The sequence below is a fragment of the Peptoniphilus harei genome (assembly GCF_900454685.1).
In the GTDB taxonomy this organism is placed as follows: domain Bacteria; phylum Bacillota; class Clostridia; order Tissierellales; family Peptoniphilaceae; genus Peptoniphilus_A; species Peptoniphilus_A harei.
This window is the reverse complement of record NZ_UATM01000032.1, coordinates 1,498,852-1,520,979: the sequence shown is the minus strand read 5'-3', so window position 1 is coordinate 1,520,979 and position 22,128 is coordinate 1,498,852. Positions and strand designations below refer to the sequence as shown.

At 32.6% G+C, this 22,128-nt stretch carries 17 protein-coding genes; all 17 read left to right on the top strand.

Annotated features, from left to right (window positions below; translation table 11 throughout):
- Positions 1–10: 10 nt before the first annotated feature.
- The 17 genes from DRZ96_RS08595 to priA all read left to right on the top strand — a co-directional run bounded on the left by DRZ96_RS08595 (position 11) and on the right by priA (position 22,126).
- Positions 11–2,482 carry a penicillin-binding transpeptidase domain-containing protein gene (locus DRZ96_RS08595; RefSeq protein WP_112890329.1) on the top strand — a complete coding sequence of 824 codons (2,472 nt, stop codon included), beginning with the start codon at positions 11–13 and terminating at the stop codon, positions 2,480–2,482.
- 11 nt (positions 2,483–2,493) lie between these two features.
- Entirely contained in the window at positions 2,494–3,444 is a 951-nt protein-coding gene (gene mraY / locus DRZ96_RS08590; protein WP_112890328.1) for a phospho-N-acetylmuramoyl-pentapeptide-transferase, read from the top strand.
- A gap of 10 nt (positions 3,445–3,454) precedes the next feature.
- Positions 3,455–4,774 carry a UDP-N-acetylmuramoyl-L-alanine--D-glutamate ligase gene (gene murD / locus DRZ96_RS08585; RefSeq protein WP_112890327.1) on the top strand — a complete coding sequence of 440 codons (1,320 nt, stop codon included), beginning with the start codon at positions 3,455–3,457 and terminating at the stop codon, positions 4,772–4,774.
- Complete coding sequence (locus tag DRZ96_RS08580; protein ID WP_112890326.1) at positions 4,775–5,881, top strand: FtsW/RodA/SpoVE family cell cycle protein; 1,107 nt, start codon at positions 4,775–4,777, stop codon at positions 5,879–5,881.
- Complete coding sequence (murG, locus tag DRZ96_RS08575) at positions 5,878–6,957, top strand: undecaprenyldiphospho-muramoylpentapeptide beta-N-acetylglucosaminyltransferase (protein WP_112890325.1); 1,080 nt, start codon at positions 5,878–5,880, stop codon at positions 6,955–6,957. The genes DRZ96_RS08580 and murG overlap by 4 nt, the downstream gene beginning before the upstream one ends.
- Positions 6,958–6,961: 4 nt before the next feature.
- Positions 6,962–7,828, top strand: coding sequence for a cell division protein FtsQ/DivIB (locus DRZ96_RS08570; protein ID WP_112890324.1), 867 nt, complete (start codon positions 6,962–6,964; stop codon positions 7,826–7,828).
- 101 nt (positions 7,829–7,929) lie between these two features.
- Entirely contained in the window at positions 7,930–9,021 is a 1,092-nt protein-coding gene (gene ftsZ, locus DRZ96_RS08565) for a cell division protein FtsZ (protein WP_112890323.1), read from the top strand.
- A gap of 629 nt (positions 9,022–9,650) precedes the next feature.
- The gene (gltS, locus tag DRZ96_RS08560; RefSeq protein ID WP_112890322.1) at positions 9,651–10,901 is read left to right on the top strand and encodes a sodium/glutamate symporter; all 1,251 of its coding nucleotides are present in this window, start codon (positions 9,651–9,653) and stop codon (positions 10,899–10,901) included.
- A gap of 139 nt (positions 10,902–11,040) precedes the next feature.
- The gene (nrdR, locus tag DRZ96_RS08555) at positions 11,041–11,499 is read left to right on the top strand and encodes a transcriptional regulator NrdR (RefSeq protein ID WP_112890321.1); all 459 of its coding nucleotides are present in this window, start codon (positions 11,041–11,043) and stop codon (positions 11,497–11,499) included.
- A 1-nt stretch (position 11,500) separates the two neighbouring features.
- On the top strand, positions 11,501–12,802 hold the full coding sequence (locus DRZ96_RS08550) for a replication-associated recombination protein A (RefSeq protein ID WP_112890320.1): 1,302 nt from the start codon (positions 11,501–11,503) through the stop codon (positions 12,800–12,802).
- Between the two features lie 72 nt (positions 12,803–12,874).
- Positions 12,875–14,263, top strand: a complete 1,389-nt coding sequence (gene asnS, locus DRZ96_RS08545) for an asparagine--tRNA ligase (protein WP_112890319.1) — start codon at positions 12,875–12,877, stop codon at positions 14,261–14,263.
- Positions 14,264–14,286: 23 nt separating this feature from the next.
- Positions 14,287–16,698: a leucine--tRNA ligase gene (gene leuS, locus DRZ96_RS08540; RefSeq protein ID WP_112890318.1), complete on the top strand. Its 2,412-nt coding sequence runs from the start codon at positions 14,287–14,289 to the stop codon at positions 16,696–16,698.
- A gap of 47 nt (positions 16,699–16,745) precedes the next feature.
- Positions 16,746–17,621 (top strand): YicC/YloC family endoribonuclease, encoded by an 876-nt coding sequence (locus tag DRZ96_RS08535; RefSeq protein WP_112890317.1) that lies wholly within the window; start codon positions 16,746–16,748, stop codon positions 17,619–17,621.
- Between the two features lie 21 nt (positions 17,622–17,642).
- Positions 17,643–18,263 carry a guanylate kinase gene (gene gmk, locus DRZ96_RS08530; protein WP_070701684.1) on the top strand — a complete coding sequence of 207 codons (621 nt, stop codon included), beginning with the start codon at positions 17,643–17,645 and terminating at the stop codon, positions 18,261–18,263.
- Positions 18,260–18,562: a DNA-directed RNA polymerase subunit omega gene (rpoZ, locus tag DRZ96_RS08525; protein WP_112890316.1), complete on the top strand. Its 303-nt coding sequence runs from the start codon at positions 18,260–18,262 to the stop codon at positions 18,560–18,562. Before gmk ends, rpoZ begins: the two co-directional genes overlap by 4 nt.
- 1 nt (position 18,563) lies before the next feature.
- Complete coding sequence (coaBC, locus tag DRZ96_RS08520; RefSeq protein ID WP_112890315.1) at positions 18,564–19,757, top strand: bifunctional phosphopantothenoylcysteine decarboxylase/phosphopantothenate--cysteine ligase CoaBC; 1,194 nt, start codon at positions 18,564–18,566, stop codon at positions 19,755–19,757.
- Between the two features lie 29 nt (positions 19,758–19,786).
- On the top strand, positions 19,787–22,126 hold the full coding sequence (gene priA, locus DRZ96_RS08515) for a primosomal protein N' (protein WP_112890314.1): 2,340 nt from the start codon (positions 19,787–19,789) through the stop codon (positions 22,124–22,126).
- Positions 22,127–22,128 lie beyond the last annotated feature (2 nt).

Below are 22,128 nucleotides of genomic sequence, written 5' to 3'. Positions count from 1 at the left end.
GGGGATATAATTGAAAACTAATAAAAGAAAAGCTAGAGATAGAAAAAATAGAGGTGGATTTAAGGCAAAGACAAATAATGCCAACAGATTCATATTTGTATTTTTTATCTTTCTAGCTTTTTTATTTGTAATATTAATTGGTAAACTTCTGTGGATCCAAATAGTTCAGTCAGAAGAACTGACTATTTCAGCCTTAAACCAACTAACTAGGACTGAAGTTATAAACTCTAACAGGGGTATAATCTACGATAGAAATAATAAAGAAATGGCGATCAATGTCACTAAATGTAATGTTTTTTATAACATGGATTATTTAAAAGAGAGAAAAAATGAAAGTGAAAATGACTTTGAAAATAGAAAAGAAAAACTTTATGATGAAGATGCCAAAATTATTTCTGATACAATAGGTGTAGATTACGAGGAAATAAGATCTAAGATGAAGGGCGACAAGGTTGTAAGGCTTGCAACTAACATTGAAAGAGGCAAGGCCCAAGAACTTAAGGACCAGCAAATAAAAATTATCAAGGAAAATAAAGAAAAAAAAGATAATAAAAAATCAAACCTCATTCCTATGTCTATTGACGATGTAACTAGAAGGCTTTATCCTTTTAACAATTTGGCATCCTATATTATTGGATTTACAAATGATGAGAATGTGGGCCAATATGGGATTGAGGCATCCTATGATGAAGAGTTATCAGGAATTTCTGGTAAGAATGTTTCATTAAAGGATAATGCATCAAACAAAATTCCACTAACAGATGAAGAAACTTATGCACCTAAAGAAGGTTACTCAGTGGTTTTATCCATAGATTCAAATATCCAGCAGTTTGCAGAAACTGCAGCTTTGAATGCAAAAAAAGAGAATATGGCAGATAAGGTTTCTATCATAGTTCAGGATACTATGACTGGAGAAATCTTAGCTATGACAACTAAAGATGACTACAATTTAAATGATCCTAGGGCTCCTTTAAATGAAAAACAAGAAGAAGAGTGGGATAAGTTAACTGAAGAAGAAAAAATGGAAATTCTCTATGATAACTGGAGAGACTTTAACGTCAACGATCAGTATGAACCAGGTTCAACCTTTAAACTTATAACAGCAGCAGCTGCTATAGAAGAAAATGCAGCTCAACCAGACTCCCAATATGTATGTAATGGGGCTATGGTAATGGGCAACAACAAATTAACTTGTACTAGTAACACTAGAGGAAAAAAGACCCTTGCAAAGGCAATAGAAGAATCATGTAATATGACTATGATCCAAGTTGGTCGAGACCTAGGAGCTGAAAAGTTTCTTAAATACATAAAGGCTTTTGGTTTTGGTAAAAAAACTGGAATAGAGCTTTATGGGGAATCAACTGGTATAGTTCCAAGGTCTTATAAAGATATAGGCAAGGTTAACCTTGCAACAATGTCTTATGGACACTCAATTGCTGTATCTCCCTTACAACTTATAAATGCAGTAAGTGCAATTTCCAATGGTGGTTATTTAAATAAACCAACACTTATTAAAGAAATGGTAGATGCCAATGGAAATGTAATTGACAGAAAGAGGACTGAACTTAGGAGAAGGGTAATCTCAGAAGAAACTTCTGGTAAAATGAAGATGATGATGAGAAGAGTAGTGGAAAATGGTACAGGTAAACGCGCTCAGGTTCCAGGTTATATAGTTGGTGGTAAGTCTGGTACTGCAAATATTGCTACACCTACAGGTTATCTTGAAGCATATAACTCATCTTTTGTTGGCGTAGCACCACTTAATGACCCAAGGCTAACAGTTCTTGTAGTTATTAACAATCCTAAGGGAGGGATACTTGGTAGTGTAGTTGCAGCTCCAGTAGTTCAAGATGTATTGGAAAAGTCTCTTAACTATATGAAAATTCAAAAAACTGAAGAAGTTGATGAAAAAGATGAGTTTATTTCTGTTCCAAATGTAGGAGGACTCCTTCTTGAAGATGCAGGAAAGATTTTAATTGATTCTGGACTTAAGTTTAACAACAATTCAGAAAATGTGTTACCATATTCTGTTGTCGCTAATCAAAGTCCATCAGCAGGCTCTTATGTCTTAAAAGACACTATAATTGATCTAGCTGTAAATGATAAGGACAGTGGTATTTTAATAATGCCAGACTTTAGCAAGAAGACTAGAAAAGAAAGCCAATCTATTTTAAATTCCATGAATTTAGAGTATAATATCAAGGGAAATGGCGACTTTATATCGCAAAGTCCAAGACCTGGTCAAAAGTTAAGTGGAAATGAAAGTGTAACTCTTAACTATTCAAAAATAGACCAAGAAAATATAAGTGACGAAACTAATAAAAATACTAATAACTCTTCTAATGAAACAAATTTAAAAAACAAGAAAAACTTAGAAGAAAATAAAAATTCAAAAAAAGATAAAAGAAATAAAAAAGATATTAAAAAATCTAAGAAAAACACAAATAATAAGAAGGAAAATAGAAACAATAAAAGGAATTAGGTTAAAAAACGATGAATTATGTAATTAATATAGGCTTGGGATTTGTTCTTTCCATAATTTTTGGAAAAATTATAATTCCCATATTAAAAAGTTTACACGCAGGACAAAGTATAAGAGAAGATGGACCCCAGTCTCACTTAATTAAAAGTGGGACTCCAACTATAGGTGGATTAATATTTTTAGCATCTGTTATTGTGACAAGTCTTATAACAGCAAACTTTAAAGTTTCAGTTTTAATGATATTATTCTCAACTCTTGCCTTTGGAGCAGTTGGTTTTATTGATGACTACATCAAGGTTGTAATGAAGAGAAACTTAGGACTTCGTGCCTATCAAAAGTTACTCCTTCAAATTTTAGTTGCAGTTATTTTAATAATATACCAATACAATTCTAAAGGAATGGGGACAGATTTATATATTCCCTTTTTAAAAGACTATAGGTCCATAGGATTTTTATATATTCCCTTTGTTATCTTTGTAATTGTGGGTACAGTGAATTCAGTAAACTTAACTGATGGTTTAGATGGACTTTCAACAAGCGTGACAATTATTTGCCTAATATTTTTTAATATTGTTGCAGCTAAATTTCAAAGATATGAAATTTCTCTATTTTGCCTTGCCTTAGCAGGTGCTTTAATGGGATTCTTATACTACAATAAGTTTCCAGCAAAAGTTTTTATGGGAGACACAGGATCTCTTGCCTTAGGTGGAGCAATTTCTGCCATAGCATTTCTTTTAAATGTGCCCTTAATTTTACCTATTGCAGGTGGAATTTACTTTATAGAAACACTTTCAGTTATAATTCAAGTAATTAGCTTTAAAACTAGGGGAAAGAGAGTTTTCCTTATGTCACCACTTCACCATCATTTTGAACACAAGGGATGGCATGAGAAAAAGATAGTAGCAGTATTTTCATTAGTAGAAATTATACTTTGTGTGATTTCTTACTTAATATTATTTTAGGTGATTTAAGATGATAGAAAACAAAAATATTTTAATTATGGGTTTTGGGGTCACTGGAAAGACGGCCCTAAAATTTTTAAAAGAATTTCCATGCAAGATTTATGTTTACGATAGCAATCAAGACCTTCATAAGTTAAATGTAGAAGAAGATTTTATAATTTTTAAGGAAGAAGACCTTGATTATATTGACTTAATAGTTAAAAGTCCTGGAATATATCCTTTCCATGAACTTTTAGAAAAGGCCAGAGAGAAAAACATAGAGATTATTTCAGATATTGAACTTAGCTATAGAAATTTAAAAACTGAAAATGTAATTGCAGTTACTGGTACAAACGGCAAGACGACGACAACTACAATTCTTGGAGATATTCTAAAAAGAGTAGCAAAGACTTATGTTGTAGGAAATATTGGAAGAGGGATTCTTGAAATCACTAAAGAAGCAAGTGATAATGATTATGTAGTAATAGAGGCATCATCCTTCCAACTAGAAGACACAATTGATTTCAAGCCCCACATAGGAGTCTTAACCTATGTAACCAGTGATCATTTAGACTGGCATAAGACAAGACAAAATTACGTAGATGCAAAATTTAAAATCTTTAAAAATCAAGACGAAAATGACTTTGCAATTTTAAACTATGAAGATAAGGATCTTGCTGAAGAATATAAGTTCAAGGCAGAAAAATATTATTTTTCTATGGAAAAGATAGGGGATAAGGGAGCTTATGTTGATAATGGAAAAATTTATTTTAATAATGGAGAAAAGACAGAAGAAGTCTTAGATATTAAAGACATAAAAATTCCTGGAGACCATAATGTAAGAAATATTATGGCAGCTATTATTGCTTGTAAACTTCTAAATATTGACCTAGATCTTATTAAAAAATCCATTCTTTCTTTTACAGGAGTAGAACACAGGATTGAATTTGTAAGAGAAGTTGACGGAGTAAAATATTATAACGACTCCAAGGGAACTAATCCAGATTCAACAGAAGTAGCTGTTGCTGCTATGGATGGAGACGTAGTCTTGATAGCTGGTGGATACGACAAGGGTGCAGATTTTGATAATCTAATAGAAAAGTCTAAAGATAAAATAAAGACAGCAATCTTATTTGGAGAAACTGCAGAAAAAATCTCTAATTCTTGTAAAAAATCTGGAGTAGAGTTTTACATTACTGAAGACTTAAAAAAAACTGTAGAACTTGCTAGGAAACTTTCTTCAAGTGGAGACGATGTTCTTTTATCACCTGCGTGTGCTTCATGGGATATGTATAAAAGTTATGAAATAAGGGGTCAACACTTCAAGGACCTTGTCAAAGAGTTGATGTAGATGAAGTTAAAAAAGGAAATAAAAGATATTGATTTGATGCTGCTTTTGACCACAGTGTTTCTTATTGTAATTGGTCTTATAGCAGTTACTTCAGCTTCCTTTCCAACTGCAAAAAAATATAATTTAAATAGCTTTCACTACTTGGCAAGACAATCTGGCTTTTTAATAATAGGAATTATTGCTCTTTTATTGATTTTAAAGATGCCAAGAGCAGTAATTTATAAAAATATAGATTGGTTGTTTCCAGTAAGTATCGTTTTAATACTACTCTTGTGGTCTCCACTTGGTGACAAGTCGAAGGGACAAGTAAGGTGGCTAGATCTTAAAATATTAAGGTTTCAACCTTCAGATATTTTAAAATTATCTTCAATAATTTACTTATCAAAATACTTGGCGAGAAATATTTATTCCTTAAAAGACAGAAAAATATTTTTAATAGCAGTTGCTATAATGGGTATATCTGTTGGACCAATTATGATTAAGGACTTTTCAACAGCGGTTGTTATTGGTGTGTCACTATTTGCCATACTTCTTGCGGCTGGAATAAATAAAAAACAATTCTTATTCTTAGTTGTATTAGGTATAGGTCTTATATTTGTAATTTTAATGGACCCAGAAAATAAGTTTAGGCTTATGAGAATTTTTGGGTTTGTGTCTGACTCAACAGACTACCAATCGGCTGCCCTCTATCAATCAAGGCAATCTCTTTATGCCTTTGCTTTGGGAGGTTACTCTGGAGTAGGTTTATTTAGATCGAGACAAAAGTATACAAACCTTCCAGAAGCTTATACAGACTTTATCTTTTCTGTAATAGCAGAAGAATTTGGTTTTATTGGAACTTTTATAGTAATATTATTATTTATAATTTATATTTATAGGGGATACATGATAGCCTTTAAGGCCACAAATTATTTTGATAAATTCACTGCTATTGGCATGACAACCTACATTGGAATCCAGGCCTTTTTTAATATGGGAGTTTGCGCAAAAATTCTTCCAGTAACAGGTATAACCTTACCTTTTATTTCCTATGGAGGTACAGCACTTGTAATGGCACTTGTATCAACAGCTATTTTATTAAAGATTTCGAAAGAAGGCACAGTATGAAATATATTTTATCCGGCGGAGGTACTGGGGGACATATATACCCAGCACTTGCTATTGGAGAAGAGATAAAAAAGAAAGACAAGGACGCAGAAATTCTCTATGTTGGAAAAAAAGATTCTTTAGAAGAAGAATTGGCAAAAAAATATAATTTTGAATTTAAAGGCATTGATATTTCTGGTCTTCCGAGAAAAAAATTAAATAAGGACACAGTTATTACCTTCTTTAACCTAATGAAAGGATTAAGAGAATGTAATAAAATATTAAATGATTTTAAACCAGATATTGTCATTGGAACTGGTGGATATGTTTGTGCACCAATAGTTTTTAAGGCTCAACAGAAAAAAATAAAGACAGTAGTTCAAGAACAAAATGCCTATCCAGGCAAGACCAATAAAATCCTTGCTAAAAAGGCCGATTATGTCTTTATTAACTTTGAAGAAGCAAAAAAATATCTAGATAATGACAATATTATCTTTACTGGTAACCCTGTAAGAGATGTTTTTTTCCACTTAAACAGGGAAAAATCGAGGAAAGAATTAAATATAAAAAAAGATGAGAAATTTGTATTTTGTTTTGGAGGCTCTGGTGGACAAGAATCTACTAACGATGCAATATTAGAAATCCTAAGAAAAAATGAAAGTCTTCCCTTTAAACTAACTCATGTAACAGGTAGAGAACATTATGATGGATTCATGGAAAAGGCACCTGACCTTCCAGACAATGTGGAAATCCTTGATTATACTCACAAGGTTTATGATTATTTATCCAGCGCAGATCTAGTTATAGCTTCGTCATCAGCTATGACCCTTGCAGAGATATCAGCCCTTGGCATAGCATCAATTTTAATTCCAAAGGCCTATACTGCAGGAAACCACCAATACTATAACGCAATGAGTTACAAGGGTATGGGTGCATCTTCAGTTATTGAAGAAAAGGACTTAAATGGAGAAAGTCTCTTAAATGAAATTAATAAAATTCTTGATGATAATAATGAAAGAAATAAAATGGCAGAAAACTCAAAGAAACTTGCCAGCCTAGATGCTGTTTCAAAAATTGTTGATATGATTATAGAGTGATTTTATGAAAAAGATGGAAAAGAAAAAAAGAAAACTGAATAAAAAAAGAAAATATTTTAGGATTTTTAGCAGATTTTTCATATTCTTTTCCTTCATATTTTTAATAATTTTTGCCCTTAAAAATTCAAATTTTTTTAATGTGAAAAGTATTAACATAGAGGGCAATCAAAATGTTAGTGCAGGCAAGATAAAAAAAGTTTCTCAACTTCAAAAGGGAAGCAAATTTTTTGTAATATCAAAAAAAGACAGGATAGAAAAATTAGAAAGCATCCCTTATATAGAGGATGCCAAAATTTCCTATAACCTTAGAGGAAAAGTTACCATAAAGGTGAAAGAAAGACTTCCTTACTATCAATTGGAATCTACTGAATATTTGTTAGTTGATGATAAATTTAGGATTCTTGAAAATTCAGACAAAAAATCTGATAACTTGGTTAATTTGTCAGGCTTTAATGTAGAGAACCCTCAAGCCGGGAATTATATTTTAACTAACTCAGAGGACCAAGAAAAAAGAAATCTTTTATTGTCCCTAAGACAAGATGAATATTCGCTTCATGGAAACATAAGGGATATTGAACTTTTAGATTCTATTTCAACTTTTACGACAGTTGACGGAATTAAAATTGAATTTGGATCCTATTCTAATGTTGATTATAAACTCAAGATGCTTTCATTAATACTTAAGGATATAAGTACAACAAATAAGAATGCCATCATAATTCAAATGGAAAAGGGTGAAAGCCCAATACTTATTACTGACGGGGAAGATAATAAAAAGTCAGATGAAAAAGAGAAAAAAACTTCAATTAAAGATGAAGAGAAAAATAAATCTTATAGAGAAATAAATAAGCTTGACGAAAACGCAAATTAAAGGTCACAATTGACCTTTAGATATTGACTATTTAACAGTATTTCTATAAAATGATAGTAATGAATATAAAAATAATTAATTAGTATACGAGGAGGATGTTTATGTTGGAATTCGATATGGACCAAGACGATTTTGCCAAAATTAAAGTAGTTGGCGTTGGTGGCGGCGGAAACAACGCTGTTAATAGAATGATTGAAGCTGGAGTTAAGGGCGTTGAATTTTTAGTATTTAACACAGATAGACAAGCACTTAAAAATTCAAATGCTGAAACAAAAATTCAATTAGGTGAAAAAATCACTAAGGGACTTGGAGCAGGTGCTAATCCAGAAATTGGTGAACAAGCTGCTGAAGAATCTTTAGATGAAATCAGAGAAGCTCTTGATGGCGCTGATATGGTATTTATCACTGCAGGAATGGGTGGAGGAACTGGTACTGGTGCAGCTCCTGTTATTGCAGATGTTGCAAAAGAGTTAGGTCTACTTACTGTTGGTGTTGTTACAAAACCTTTTACATTTGAAGGAAGAAAGAGAGCAAAATCTGCTGAATCAGGTATTAATGCTCTTAAGGGAAAGGTTGATACATTAGTTATAATTCCAAACGACAGACTTCTTAGCATTGCAGATAAAAAGACAAGCTTCTCACAAGCCTTTGAAATGGCAGATGACATACTAAAACAAGGTATCCAAGGTATTTCAGACTTAATCTCTGTTCCTAACCTAATTAACCTTGACTTTGCTGACGTTAAGACAATTATGTATGATAAGGGCATTGCTCACATGGGTATTGGCCGTGCATCTGGTGATGACAGAGCTACTGAAGCAGCTAAACTTGCAATAAACTCTCCTCTACTAGAAACTTCTATTGAAGGAGCAAAATCTGTTCTTCTAAATATTACAGCAGGTTCAGATCTTGGTATCTTCGAAGTTAATGAAGCAGCAGACCTTATTAGAGACTGTGTATCTGAAGATGCTAACATTATCTTTGGTGCAGGTATTGATGAAACACTTAAAGACGAAGTTAAGATTACAGTTATAGCAACTGAATTTGACCAATATAAAGAAGATAAGAAAGACAAGAAAGATAAGAAAGTTGAACTTAACCAAAAATCTCCCATTGAATCCCTTGAAAATGATGATGATGAAGATAATGGAGAACTTAAAATCCCTTCTTTCTTAAGAATTAATAGAAAATAAATTTAATTTAAGATTTAGGACATTGGAGACAATGTCCTTTTTTAATGTCTTAATATCTGTTGGGGAGTAAATCTTTAACAGATATTTTTATTATAAAAATAGAACTTATAAGAAATTAGTCACAAACTAAAAAATAAATAAAAACAAAACCAGGAGAGGCAAATAAGTGCAAAATAATAAAAGAGATTTGTTAGCTTTTTAAAATAGAATTTTTCTTAACTTACTGGAGATAAATAGTTTTTTCATATGTATGCTTTTATTCAATAGAAGTAATTAGGATTATAGAAAAGAAATTTTATATAATTTACAATAAATTTATTTTTCGTTTTAAGTAAAATGGTTTAAAAGAGAATACATTATTGCAAGTTGTGAAAATGTTTTTATGACATAAAATTTTCTTTTTTAAAAATTTCTTATTGATTTAAAATTTTTAAAAATTAGGCATGAATATTCACTCAACTAACTAAAAAATTATGCTTACGAAAAGTGTTAGAAATCATCTATAATTTATTAAATAATTAAAAAAAACTAAAAAAATTAAACAAATGATAAAAATAAAAAAATATTGTTATTTTAAATATTTTTTTGTTATAATACTCTTTGTGAGAAAAAAATAAAGGAGGAGAAGAATGAATTTATCATTTAACTTAATGCAAACGGTAGGATTTGCAATCATGGTTTACTACATAGGTAAATTTTTAAGAAATAAGGTTTACTTCTTTCAAAAATTCTGTGTTCCAGCACCAGTAATCGGGGGATTCTTATTTGCAATCATTAGATTCTTATTACAAGTTGGTGGAATTGCAACTTTTGAATTTGATCAAGCCTTACAAAATCCATTTATGATGGTATTCTTTACTGCTATTGGTGTTGGGGCAGACCTTGACACATTGAAAAAGGGTGGAAAAGGATTCTTAATATTCTGGTTAATTTCAGCAATATTAGTTCTAGGACAAGATACAATAGGACTAGTTCTTGCTAAGGTATTAAAACAAAATCCACTACTTGGACTTATCTGTGGTTCAGTTACTATGGTTGGTGGTCACGGATCAGCTGGAGCTTGGGGAAGTACCTTCGCTCAACTTGGTCTTGACAATGCGAAGACTTTTGGACTTGCAGCAGCAACTTTCGGTGTTATCATGGGATCTCTAATTGGAGGACCTGTTGGATCAACACTTATTAGCAGAAACAAACTTTCTGGAAATAAAACAAAATCTTCAAACTACGATGATGTTCTTGAACACTTGGAAGAGAACAATGCTGGTGAAGGCTACGAAAGAGTAGTACCTCTACAAGCTGGAGACTTTATTAAAGTTCTTGGACTTATTTTCGTTTCAATTGGATTTGGTTCAATTCTACAAGAATTCATTAGAACTCACGTATCAATTATGGGCAAAGAATTAAACTTACCAGCTTATGTAACTTCAATGATTATAGCAGGTATCTTTGTTAATACAATTGGTAAAGAAGGACGTCTAATGGTTAACCAAAGAGCAAACTCTATCTGTGGAGACGTTGGACTAAATGTATTCCTAGTAATGGCATTAATCGACATCAACCTAATTGACCTTAAGGAAGTTGCAGGACCAATGCTTATTATCCTATTTGCTCAAACAGCATTTATGCTATTCTTTGCTTATGTTGTTACATTCTGGGCAATGGGTAAAAATTACGACGCAGCAGTACTTTCTGGTGGTATGTGTGGATTTGGTATGGGTGCTACTTATAACGCACTTGCAAACATGGACTCAATCACTGAAAGATTTGGTCCATCACCAAAAGCATACTTTATACTTCCAATGGTTGGAGCTTTTGCTATCGACATTACAAACTCAGTATTTATTACCATATTCTTAAATATTGCACAAAGTATGTCATAAAATTAAAAGAAAATATAAAAATTGGCTGGGCCTAGTGGCTCAGCTTTTTTTATGCTTTCTTAGAATTGATTAATAAAATTTTAAGTGATATTATAATTTTAATGGTCCTTAAGGGCCTTATTTAAATGAGGTGAGAATAATGAAGTGTCCTTTTTGTGGATATGGTGACTCTAAGGTTTTAGACACAAGGCCAACTGATGAAGGTAATACTATAAGAAGAAGGCGCGAGTGTCTAAACTGTCAAAAGAGATTCACTACTTATGAAAAAATTGAGCAATCACCAATTATGGTAATTAAGAAAGATGGAAACAGACAGGCCTTTGACAGAGAGAAAATTATCAGAGGTATGATAAAGTCTTGTGAGAAGAGACCTGTGTCTGCTGCTGATATAGAAGATGCTGTAAACAATATAGAAAAGAAAATCGAAAACTCTATGAAGAAAGAAATTAGTTCTCTTGAAGTTGGAGAGATGGTAATGGAAGAACTAAAGGACCTAGATGAGGTTTCTTATGTTAGGTTTGCATCTGTATATAGGGAATTTAAAGATCTTCAATCCTTTGTTGATGAGCTTGAGAATTTTGTAAAAAAGAAGAATTAATATGGATTTATTTGAACTTAGCATGCAAAAAAATTTAGAAAGTCAAGCACCTCTGGCTGATAGGATGAGACCAAGAAATTTGGAAGAATTTTTTGGTCAAGATCATATTATAGGAGAGGGCAAGTATCTTTCCAGGCTTATAAAAAGTGATAGGCTAACTTCTGTATTGTTTTATGGTCCACCAGGAGTTGGTAAGACAACTCTTGCAGAGATAATTGCTAGAACAACTAATAAAAATTTTGTTAAATTATCTGCTGTAACATCTAACCTAAAGGAGCTTCGTGAAGTTTTGAAAAAGTCGGAAGACTCTATGAAGTTTGATAATGTATCAACAATAGTTTTTATTGATGAGATCCATAGATTTAACAAGAGCCAGCAAGATGCTCTCCTACCCTTTGTCGAAAGAGGAGTTATTAGTCTAATAGGTGCTACAACAGAGAACCCCTATTTTGAAGTCAATAGAGCTCTCTTATCGAGAATGCAAATAATAAATTTATATCCTCTAGAAAACAAGGATTTAGAAAAAATGATGGATATGGCTTTAGCTGATAAGGAACGTGGACTTGGAAGGGAAAATATAGAAATCACTGAAGAGGCAAGAAATATTTTAATAAAAAATTCAAATGGAGATGGTAGATATCTCTTAAACAGCTTAGAGATTGCTGCATTATCAACAGATGAAGTTGATGGAAAAATATTTTTAGATAAAGATGTAATAGAAAACTCTCTTCTCATAAAAAATGTTAGGTACGATAAGAATAATAATGAGCACTATGACACTATATCTGCCTTTATAAAGTCCATGAGGGGGTCAGACCCAAATGCCGCCCTAATTTATCTTGCAAAGATGCTTGAAGGCGGAGAGGACATCAAATTTATTGCGAGAAGGCTTATAATTTTTGCTTCAGAAGATGTGGGCAATGCAAATCCAGAAGCAATTCAAGTTGCATCGGCTTGTTTTAACAATATAAATGCTGTTGGAATGCCTGAAGCCAGAATTATCTTAGCCCAAACTGCAACTTATTTAGCATCATCAGAAAAATCCAATGCAGCTTATGCAGGAATAAATAAGGCCATGGAGGATGTGAGAAATTCAACTAACATTGATATACCCAGGTATATAAGGGATAAAAGAAACCCAAACAATGAAACTGATGAAAAATACTTATATCCTCACGATTATGAGAATGCTTATGTAGACCAAAAATATATGCCAGATAATTTTAAGGGCAGAAAATATTATGAGCCAAAAAATATTGGCTATGAAAGAAAAATAAAAGATTACTTAGACAGTTTAAAGTGAGTTAAATTGACAAATAGAGCATTTAATTATATACTTAACAATTAAGTAAGAAATTGAAAATTAGGAGGAATTATGTCAATTAGCATTAGAGAAATTTTTAAAAATCCAGAGGATTTTTTAGATAAAGAAATAGTATTAAGTGGTTGGGTAAAAACATCTAGAGCTTCAAAAAACTTCGGTTTTATTGAACTCACTGATGGAACAGTTTTTAAACCAATTCAAGTAGTTTATGGTAAAGAATTAGAAAACTTTGATGAAGTTGAAAAATTTCCAATAAGCTCTTCTTTAGAAATCAGTGGAAAAATTGTTAAGTCACCTGGTAAAAACCAATCTTATGAATTACAAGCAAGTAAGATAGAAGCAATTTGTTCATCTGATCCATCATATCCACTTCAAAAGAAAAGACACACAATGGAATACCTAAGAACAATAGCTCACTTACGTCCAAGAGCAAATACATTTAATGCTGTCTTTAGAGTAAGATCACTAATTGCTTATGCAATTCACAAGTTCTTCCAAGAAAAGGGATTTGTTTACGTCCATGCTCCAATTATCACAACATCAGATGCTGAAGGAGCAGGAGAAATGTTCCAAGTAACAACTCTTGACATTGATAAAATTGCAAAATCAGAACCTACTGAAGTTGACTACTCAAAGGACTTCTTCGATAAAAAGACTCACCTTACAGTGTCTGGTCAACTAGAAGCTGAAGCTTTTGCAGAAGCCTTTAGAGATATTTATACTTTTGGACCTACATTTAGGGCAGAAAATTCAAATACACAAAGACACGCTGCAGAATTCTGGATGATTGAACCAGAAATGGCCTTTGCTGATCTTAATGTAAATATGGACGTATCAGAAGAAATGTTAAAATATATTATTTCTTATGTCCTTGAAAATGCACCACAAGAAATGGAATTCTTTAACAACTTCATTGACAAGGGTCTATTAGAAAGATTACAAAATGTAGTTGATAACGAGTTTGCAAGAATAACTTATACAGAAGCTATTGAAATTCTTGAAAAGGCTGATAAGGAATTTAATTATCCTGTAAGCTGGGGAATTGACCTACAAACAGAACATGAAAGATATATTACTGAAGAAGTTTACAAGAAACCAGTTTTCGTAACTGATTATCCAAAGGAAATCAAGGCTTTCTATATGTATGAAAATGAAGACAAGAAAACTGTAGCAGCTATGGACCTTCTAGTTCCAGGTGTTGGCGAAATCATTGGAGGAAGCCAAAGGGAACACAGATTTGACGTTCTAGAAGAAAAGATGCAAAACATTGGAATGGATATGGACACTTATGATTGGTATCTTGATTTAAGAAGATATGGATCTGTAGTCCACTCAGGATTTGGTCTTGGATTTGAAAGAGCAGTAATGTATATAACTGGAATGAAAAATATAAGAGACGTAATTCCATTCCCAAGAACTGTTGGAAATGCTGAATTTTAATTTTTGAAATTTTAGGAGTTAATATGAATAAATACACACCAAGTGATATAGAAAAAAAGTGGCAAGACTTTTGGGATGAACATGAATCCTTTGTATGTGAAAATAATTCAGACAAGGAAAAGTTTTATGCCCTTGTAGAATTCCCTTATCCATCTGGACAAGGACTTCACGTAGGTCACCCAAGGCCTTACACTGCCCTAGATATTGTTTCTAGGATGAAGAGGATGCAAGGTTATAACGTACTTTACCCAATGGGATGGGATGCCTTTGGTCTTCCAACAGAAAACTATGCAATAAAAAATAAAATCCATCCAGCTATTGTTACTAAAAATAATATTGCTCACTTTAAAAAACAATTAAAGTCAATTGGATTTTCCTTTGACTGGTCTAGGGAAATTAACACAACTGATCCAGAATACTACAAGTGGACACAATGGATTTTCCTACAACTTTATAAACACGGACTTGCTTACAAGAAAGAAATGCCAATAAACTGGTGCCCTTCATGTAAGGTTGGACTTTCTAATGAAGAAGTTGTTGGTGGAAAGTGCGAAAGATGTGGAGAAGAAGTTGTAAGACGTGTTAAGAGCCAATGGATGCTTAAAATAACCGAGTATGCAGATAGACTTATCGAAGACTTAGACGATCTTGACTTTATCGATAGGGTTGTAACACAACAAAAAAACTGGATTGGTAGAAGTGAAGGAGCAAGTATTAACTTTTCACTGAAAGACTTTGATGAACAACTTGAAGTTTTCACAACTAGACCAGATACAATTTATGGTGCAACTTATATGGTAATTGCGCCAGAACACCCATTAATTGAAGAACATGCTGATAAGATTGAAAACTTAGATGAAATAAATGCCTACAAAGAAGAATGTTCAAAGAAAAGTGATTTCGAAAGAACTGAACTTGAAAAAGACAAGTCTGGTGTAGAAATAAAAGGTATTAAGGCAATTAACCCCCTTACAAATAAAGAAATTCCAATTTGGATTTCTGATTATGTCCTTATGACATATGGAACAGGTGCTATTATGGCAGTGCCAGCTCACGATGATCGTGACTATGACTTTGCAAAGAAATTTGGACTTGAAATTATCCCTGTTATAGAAGGATCTGATGTATCAGAACATGCAAATACAGAAACATCTACAGGAAAAATGATTAATTCAGAAATCCTAAATGGACTTGAAGTTAAAGATGCCATCGCTAAGATGATAGACTATCTTGAAGAACATAAACTTGGAGATAGAAAAGTTAATTATAAATTGAGAGACTGGGTATTCTCAAGGCAAAGATATTGGGGAGAACCAATTCCAATAGTTCACTGCGAAAAATGTGGTTATGTAGCTCTTCCAGAAGAAGAACTTCCACTTTTACTTCCAGAAGTAGAAAATTACGAACCAACTGATTCTGGAGAATCACCACTTGCAAAGATGACTGATTGGGTAAACACTACTTGTCCAAAATGTGGTGGACCAGCAAAGAGAGAAACAGATACAATGCCACAATGGGCAGGATCATCTTGGTACTTCTTAAGATATACTGACCCACACAATGATGAAGCACTTGCAAGCAAGGAAGCTCTTGATTATTGGATGCCAGTTGATTGGTACAATGGTGGTATGGAACATACTACACTTCACCTTCTATATTCAAGATTCTGGCACAAGTTCTTATACGATATTGGAGTAGTTCCAACTAAGGAACCTTATCAAAAGAGAACTTCACACGGTATGATTCTTGGTGGAAACAATGAAAAAATGTCAAAATCAAGGGGTAACGTAGTAAATCCTGACGATATTGTTAGAGATTACGGTGCAGACACTTTAAGATGTTATGAAATGTTTATTGGTGATTTTGAAAAACCTGTACCTTGGTCAGAAAATGGAGTTAAGGGCTGTAGAAGATTCTTGGAAAGAGTTTGGAATCTACAAGAAATTGTAGTTGAGGGAGATGACTACAGTAAAGAATTAGTCTCAGAAATACACAAGACTATCAAAAAGGTTACTGAAGATTATGCTCACTTAAAGGCAAATACTGCAATTGCTCAACTTATGACTCTATCAAATGAATTTAATGATGCTGGAAAAATCACTAAAGAAGACCTTAGAACTTTCTTAATTTTACTAAATCCAGTTGCACCACATATAACAGAAGAATTGTGGCAAGTATGTGAACTTGGTGGAGTATTATCAGAACAAGCTTGGCCTGAATATAAGGAAGAGCTTACTATTGATAATGAAATAGAGCTTCCAGTTCAATTTAACGGTAAAGTTAGATATACAATTAAGATAGAGAGAGATGCTTCCCAAGATGAAGTATTAGAAATTGCAGAAAAGGATGAACTTTTCGCAAAAAATACAGAGGGCAAGAATATAGTTAAGAAAATATATATTCCAAATAAGATTGTAAATATGGTTGTAAAATAAAATGAAAAGCACTTTTTAGTGCTTTTTGTTCTTTATAAGGAGTTTTTATGAATAGCATGACTGGCTACGGCCTTTTTGAAAAAAGATGTGAGGATTTCTATATTAAAGTTGAGATGAAGTCTGTGAATAACAGGTATCTAGACATTAATGTGAGAATGCCTGGGTCAATTATGTATGCAGAAGAAGCTGTTAAATCTTTTATTAAGTCAAAAATCAAAAGAGGCAAGGTTGATGTATTCATAAATTTTGAATATTTGGATTCAAGCCAGGTTGAAATTGATATTGACTATGAGCTGCTAAATAAGTATATTATTATAAGTAAAGAATTAGAAGAGAAGTTGGGAGTAGCTTCTGATATATCATTTTCTAAGTTGATGAGAGACTCAAATATTATCAAACCACAAAAAGCAGAGTTTGATGGAGATTATATAAAAGAAGAACTTTTAAAAGTGCTAGATGAAGCTGCAAATGAATTTGTAAAATCTAGATCTTTTGAAGGTGAAAAGATAAAAGAAGACTTTCAAATAAAGCTTGAAGAAGTCAAAAGACTTACTGACTTTATAGAAGATAGAGCTCCTATTAGTTTAAAGGAAAATGAAAATAGATTGAGAGAAAGGGTAGCCGAGTTTCTTCAATCAAGTGAAATAAATGAAGATAGAATTTTGACAGAAATAGCAATAATGCTTGATAAACTTTCAATTGATGAAGAAATTACAAGGCTTAAAATTCACACTCACAATTTTAATGATATAATAAATCAAGAGGGACCAATTGGCAGAAAGTTAGACTTTTTAATTCAAGAGATGAACAGAGAGTCCAACACCATAGGTTCAAAATCAAATGATATTGAAATTACAAGTGCTGTTGTAATGCTAAAATCAGAAATAGAAAAATTGCGTGAACAAGCGCAAAATGTTGAATAAAATACTTAGGATGGTGATAATTTGGACGGCGGATTTTTATTAGTTTTATCAGGTCCTTCTGGTTCTGGAAAAGGAACAGTAAGTGAATCCTTAATGAAAAACAATGATGACATAATTTTCTCAACTTCTGTTACTACTAGGACTCCTAGACCAGGCGAAGTAAATGGCGAAAATTACTTTTTTGCCTCAAGAGAAGAATTTGAAAAAATGGTAGAAAATGATGAATTATTGGAACATGCCTTTGTTCATACAAACTACTATGGTACACCAAAGAAATTTGTTTTTGATGAAATAGAAAAGGGAGAAATTGTACTTCTTGAAATTGATGTGCAAGGCGCTCTTCAAATTAAAGAAAAATATAAAGAAGCAGTATTTATATTTTTAATTCCTCCAACTATGGATGAATTGAGATCTCGTCTTGTTAAGAGAGATACAGAAACTGAAGATGAAATAGAAACTAGGTATAGAAATGCCTTTAAGGAACTTGACTTCGTAGGTGAATATGACTACTTTGTTATAAATGATGTAATAGACAATGCAGTTAAGGATATCGAAACTATTATTGCAGCTGAAAAACTTAGGGTTAAAAGACATAAGAATATTAAAAAAGAAGTTCAAGCAGAAGAGGAGAGAAGTAAATGATTATACCATCTTTTAAAGAATTAAAAGAAGTTGCAGATTCTAGATATGAACTTGCAATTTTAGTATCAAAAAGAGCTAGAAAGATTATTGATGGAAATCCAGCTTTAGTAGATACAGATAGTGAAAAACCAGTAACAATTGCTATTGAAGAAATTATGGCTGGTAAAATTAAATTTGGAGAAAAATTAAGCGACTCTGAGTATGAAGAAAAGGTTGCTGAAGAAAAAGAAAATCTTATACAAGAAATTAAGCAAAAAAAGATTGACGATTTAAACAAAGAAGAACTAGAAGAGGAATAAGATGTTAAAGGGTAAAAAAATTCTACTTGGAGTTACAGGTGGAATTGCTGTTTATAAGTCTCCAGGTATATGCAGTCTTTTGAGAAAATTAGGCGCAGAAGTAAAGGTTATAATGACAAAAAATGCAACTGAATTTGTTACACCGCTTACTTTTCAAACTATGTCCAACAATGTAGTTCATGGAGAGATGTTTAATCAACTTTTTAACATGGATGTTGAACATATTTCTCTAGCTAAATGGGCTGATATTATTGTTATTGCACCTGCTACTGCAAATATTATTGGAAAATTTGCCAATGGTATTGCAGATGATATGCTATCTACAGTTTTAATGGCTTCAAGGTCCAAGGTAATGTTGGCACCTGGAATGAATACAGTAATGTTAAATTCAGAAGCAAATCAAAAGAATATGCAGACCCTAAGAGATAGGGGAGTTATAATCCTAGATACCAAAGAAGACCTACTTGCCTGCAATGACTATGGTAGTGGCAAGATGCTTGAGCCTAGTGAAATTGTTGATGAAATTGACAGAGCATTAACTGAGAAAGACCTTGAAGGTAAGCATGTTGTAATCACAGCAGGACCTACAAGAGAGGCACTTGATCCAGTTAGGTTTATTTCTAATTATTCTTCTGGAAAGATGGGTTATGCCCTTGCAGATAATGCAAAAAAAAGAGGGGCAAAAGTAACACTTATATCTGGTCCAACAAAAATTGATGTTCCTAAAGTTGATAACTTTGTAAGAGTGGATTCAACTCGTGAGATGTATGATGCTGTTGGAAAATACTTTGATGAATGTGATTTATTGATTAAGGCAGCTGCCCCAAGTGACTATAGGCCAAAGACTTATAGTGAAGAAAAAATTAAAAAGGGTAACGACAGTCAAATGAACCTAATTGAAATGGAAAAAAATCCTGACATTGCTGCTCACTATGGAAGTCTGAAGAAAAACCAAGTTATAGTTGGCTTTGCTGCAGAATCAACTAACATTTATGAATATGCTAAGGAAAAACTAATTAAAAAGAACTTTGATATAATTGTTGTTAACAATATCAAAAAAGAAGGTGCAGGTTTTGGGAGTGACACCAATATAGTTTCCATTATCTCAAGAGATGAGACTGATGATTTAGAAATTATGTCTAAGGCTGAACTTGCGAGAGAAATTTTAGATAGGGCAAAAAAACTTATGAGCTAGAGAAATCTAGCTCTTTTGTGGGTGAAGACATGTTTGCAGATATTTTTATCGAAAATAATTTTCAAAAAATAGATAAACTTTATACATATATAGTAAAAGATGATGTTAAACCAGGTATGAGAGTTCTCGTAAATTTTGGGAAGTCCTACCGAGTTGGTATCGTCCTTTTTTTACATGCAAATTATTCTGGAGACCACCGAGAAGAGTTAAAGGAGATTCATTCAGTCCTTGACGATGAACCAATAATATCCAATGACCTAATAAGACTTGGCCTTTGGATGAAGGAAAGATACCTCGTTGGTTACTCAAAGGCCTTTGCTCCAATCTTACCACCAGGAAATCTTCAAAAAATTAAGAAAAAAATCCTTGTAGAAAAATACCCTAATGGTAAGGACTTGGAAGATTTAAACTCTATAGATCTGTCAAAGTATTTCGAGGATTTAAAAGAAGATGAAAAAGTAATAATTAAGAAGTTAAGGGCTAAGGGTTACCTAAAATATGTTTACGACTCCTTAGTGACTGTAAAGCCAAAAATTGTAAATTATTTGAGACTTGTAAGTGATTTTGACCCAAAAAATCTTGAGGGAATTAGTGAGAAACAAGCACAAGTCTTTAATTTTATAAAAAAAGAGAAAGATATATCGAGAGTAGATGTCATGAAGAATCTAAATATATCTTATTCTCCAATTAAAAGCCTGATAAAAAGAAATCTTATTGAAGAATATAAGAAAGAAATAAATAGAGATCCAGTTGAAAAAACTTTCAAAAAGAATAAGCTAGCTTTAAATGATGAGCAACAAGAAGCTCTTAAGAGTATACGAAGAACTGACAAGGTAGTCTCACTACTTCATGGACTAACTGGATCTGGCAAAACTGAGGTTTATTTAAATCTTACTTCAAAAGTTCTTGAAGATGGAGGCCAGGTAATTGTACTTGTTCCAGAAATTGGATTAACTCCACAAATGATTGAGAGATTTAAGTCCTGGTTTGGAAATGAAGTTGCTATTATCCACTCAAAGCTTTCAGCTGGAGAAAGATATGATGAGTATAGGAAGGTCTTAAATGATGAAGTAAAAGTCGTGGTTGGAGTTAGAAGTGCAGTCTTTGTTCCCTTTAAAAACCTCAAGATGATTATAGTTGATGAGTCTCACGACTCTTCCTATGAATTTCACGACAACTTAAAGTATGACACCATAGAAGTTGCCATAAATAGGATGAAGGGCAGGGGGAAAGTTGTCCTAGGATCGGCAACTCCATCTGTAGAATCCTATTTTTATGCACAAAAAGATTTTTATAATTTATGTGAATTAAATAATAGGGCCAAAAAAGGAGCTTTTCTTCCTGATACAGAAATAGTTGATATGAGAGACGAACTTATAATGGGAAATGTCTCAATCTTTAGTAGAGAACTTAGAGAGGCTATTGAAGAAAAGTTAAAAAATAAAGAACAGATTATTTTATTCTTAAATAGGCGAGGATTTTCTAATTTTATTTCCTGCAGATCTTGTGGTGAAGTTATTAAATGTGATGACTGTGACATCTCAATGACCTATCACAAGGCAAAAAATAGGCTCATCTGTCACTATTGTGGCAAGACTAAACCTTTGCCAAGAGTTTGCCCATCTTGTGGATCAAAATTCATAAAACAGTTTGGAGTTGGAACCCAAAGAGTAGAAGAAGAAGTTCAAAAATATTTTCCGGAGGCTAGGGTTCTTAGAATGGATAGGGACACAACAGGAAAAAAAGATTCCTTTGAAAAATTTTATGAGAAGATAAAAAATAAGGAAGCAGATATAATTATTGGAACCCAAATGGTGTCTAAGGGATTTGATTTCGAAGATGTTACACTTGTTGGGATTGTTGCAGCAGACCTCTCTCTTTATATTTCTGATTACAAGGCAAGAGAAAGAACCTTCCAGCTAGTAACTCAAGTATCGGGAAGAGCAGGTCGTGCATCCAAAAAGGGCCAAGTTATAATTCAAACCTACAGTCCCGACAGTGAAATTATAAAATACTCTGCACAAGGGGACTATAAGGATTTCTATGAATATGAAATCCAAGAGAGGAAGACTTTTTTATATCCTCCTTATACAAAACTAATTGAGCTTGAGTTTTCATCTTATGACGAAAACCTAACTCAAATTTGGGCAGAAAGGTTTTTGCATCAAATGTCTCTTGATTTAAAAGGCATGGACATTATGGTGACAAAGTTCATCAAGATGCCAAGAATAAAAAATATTAATAAGACTAAATTTTCCCTTAAGGTAAAGCCAAAGGACCTAGGCTTGTTAATTGAGGGCCTAAAAAGGGTAATTAATAATAGTAAGATAGAAGAAGAAAGAAAAATAATTTTAAATATAGAATTTTAGGT

Excerpts from the sequence above, each read along its gene's own strand:
- gltS (WP_112890322.1), top strand. The coding sequence starts at position 9,651 with ATGAATTTATCATTTAACTTAATGCAAACGGTAGGATTTGCAATCATG.
- asnS (WP_112890319.1), top strand. The coding sequence starts at position 12,875 with ATGTCAATTAGCATTAGAGAAATTTTTAAAAATCCAGAGGATTTTTTA.
- DRZ96_RS08580 (WP_112890326.1), top strand. The coding sequence starts at position 4,775 with ATGAAGTTAAAAAAGGAAATAAAAGATATTGATTTGATGCTGCTTTTG.
- DRZ96_RS08535 (WP_112890317.1), top strand. The coding sequence starts at position 16,746 with ATGAATAGCATGACTGGCTACGGCCTTTTTGAAAAAAGATGTGAGGAT.
- leuS (WP_112890318.1), top strand. The coding sequence starts at position 14,287 with ATGAATAAATACACACCAAGTGATATAGAAAAAAAGTGGCAAGACTTT.
- ftsZ (WP_112890323.1), top strand. The coding sequence starts at position 7,930 with ATGTTGGAATTCGATATGGACCAAGACGATTTTGCCAAAATTAAAGTA.
- murD (WP_112890327.1), top strand. The coding sequence starts at position 3,455 with ATGATAGAAAACAAAAATATTTTAATTATGGGTTTTGGGGTCACTGGA.
- DRZ96_RS08550 (WP_112890320.1), top strand. The coding sequence starts at position 11,501 with ATGGATTTATTTGAACTTAGCATGCAAAAAAATTTAGAAAGTCAAGCA.
- DRZ96_RS08570 (WP_112890324.1), top strand. The coding sequence starts at position 6,962 with ATGAAAAAGATGGAAAAGAAAAAAAGAAAACTGAATAAAAAAAGAAAA.
- rpoZ (WP_112890316.1), top strand. The coding sequence starts at position 18,260 with ATGATTATACCATCTTTTAAAGAATTAAAAGAAGTTGCAGATTCTAGA.
- priA (WP_112890314.1), top strand. The coding sequence starts at position 19,787 with ATGTTTGCAGATATTTTTATCGAAAATAATTTTCAAAAAATAGATAAA.
- murG (WP_112890325.1), top strand. The coding sequence starts at position 5,878 with ATGAAATATATTTTATCCGGCGGAGGTACTGGGGGACATATATACCCA.
- coaBC (WP_112890315.1), top strand. The coding sequence starts at position 18,564 with ATGTTAAAGGGTAAAAAAATTCTACTTGGAGTTACAGGTGGAATTGCT.
- mraY (WP_112890328.1), top strand. The coding sequence starts at position 2,494 with ATGAATTATGTAATTAATATAGGCTTGGGATTTGTTCTTTCCATAATT.
- nrdR (WP_112890321.1), top strand. The coding sequence starts at position 11,041 with ATGAAGTGTCCTTTTTGTGGATATGGTGACTCTAAGGTTTTAGACACA.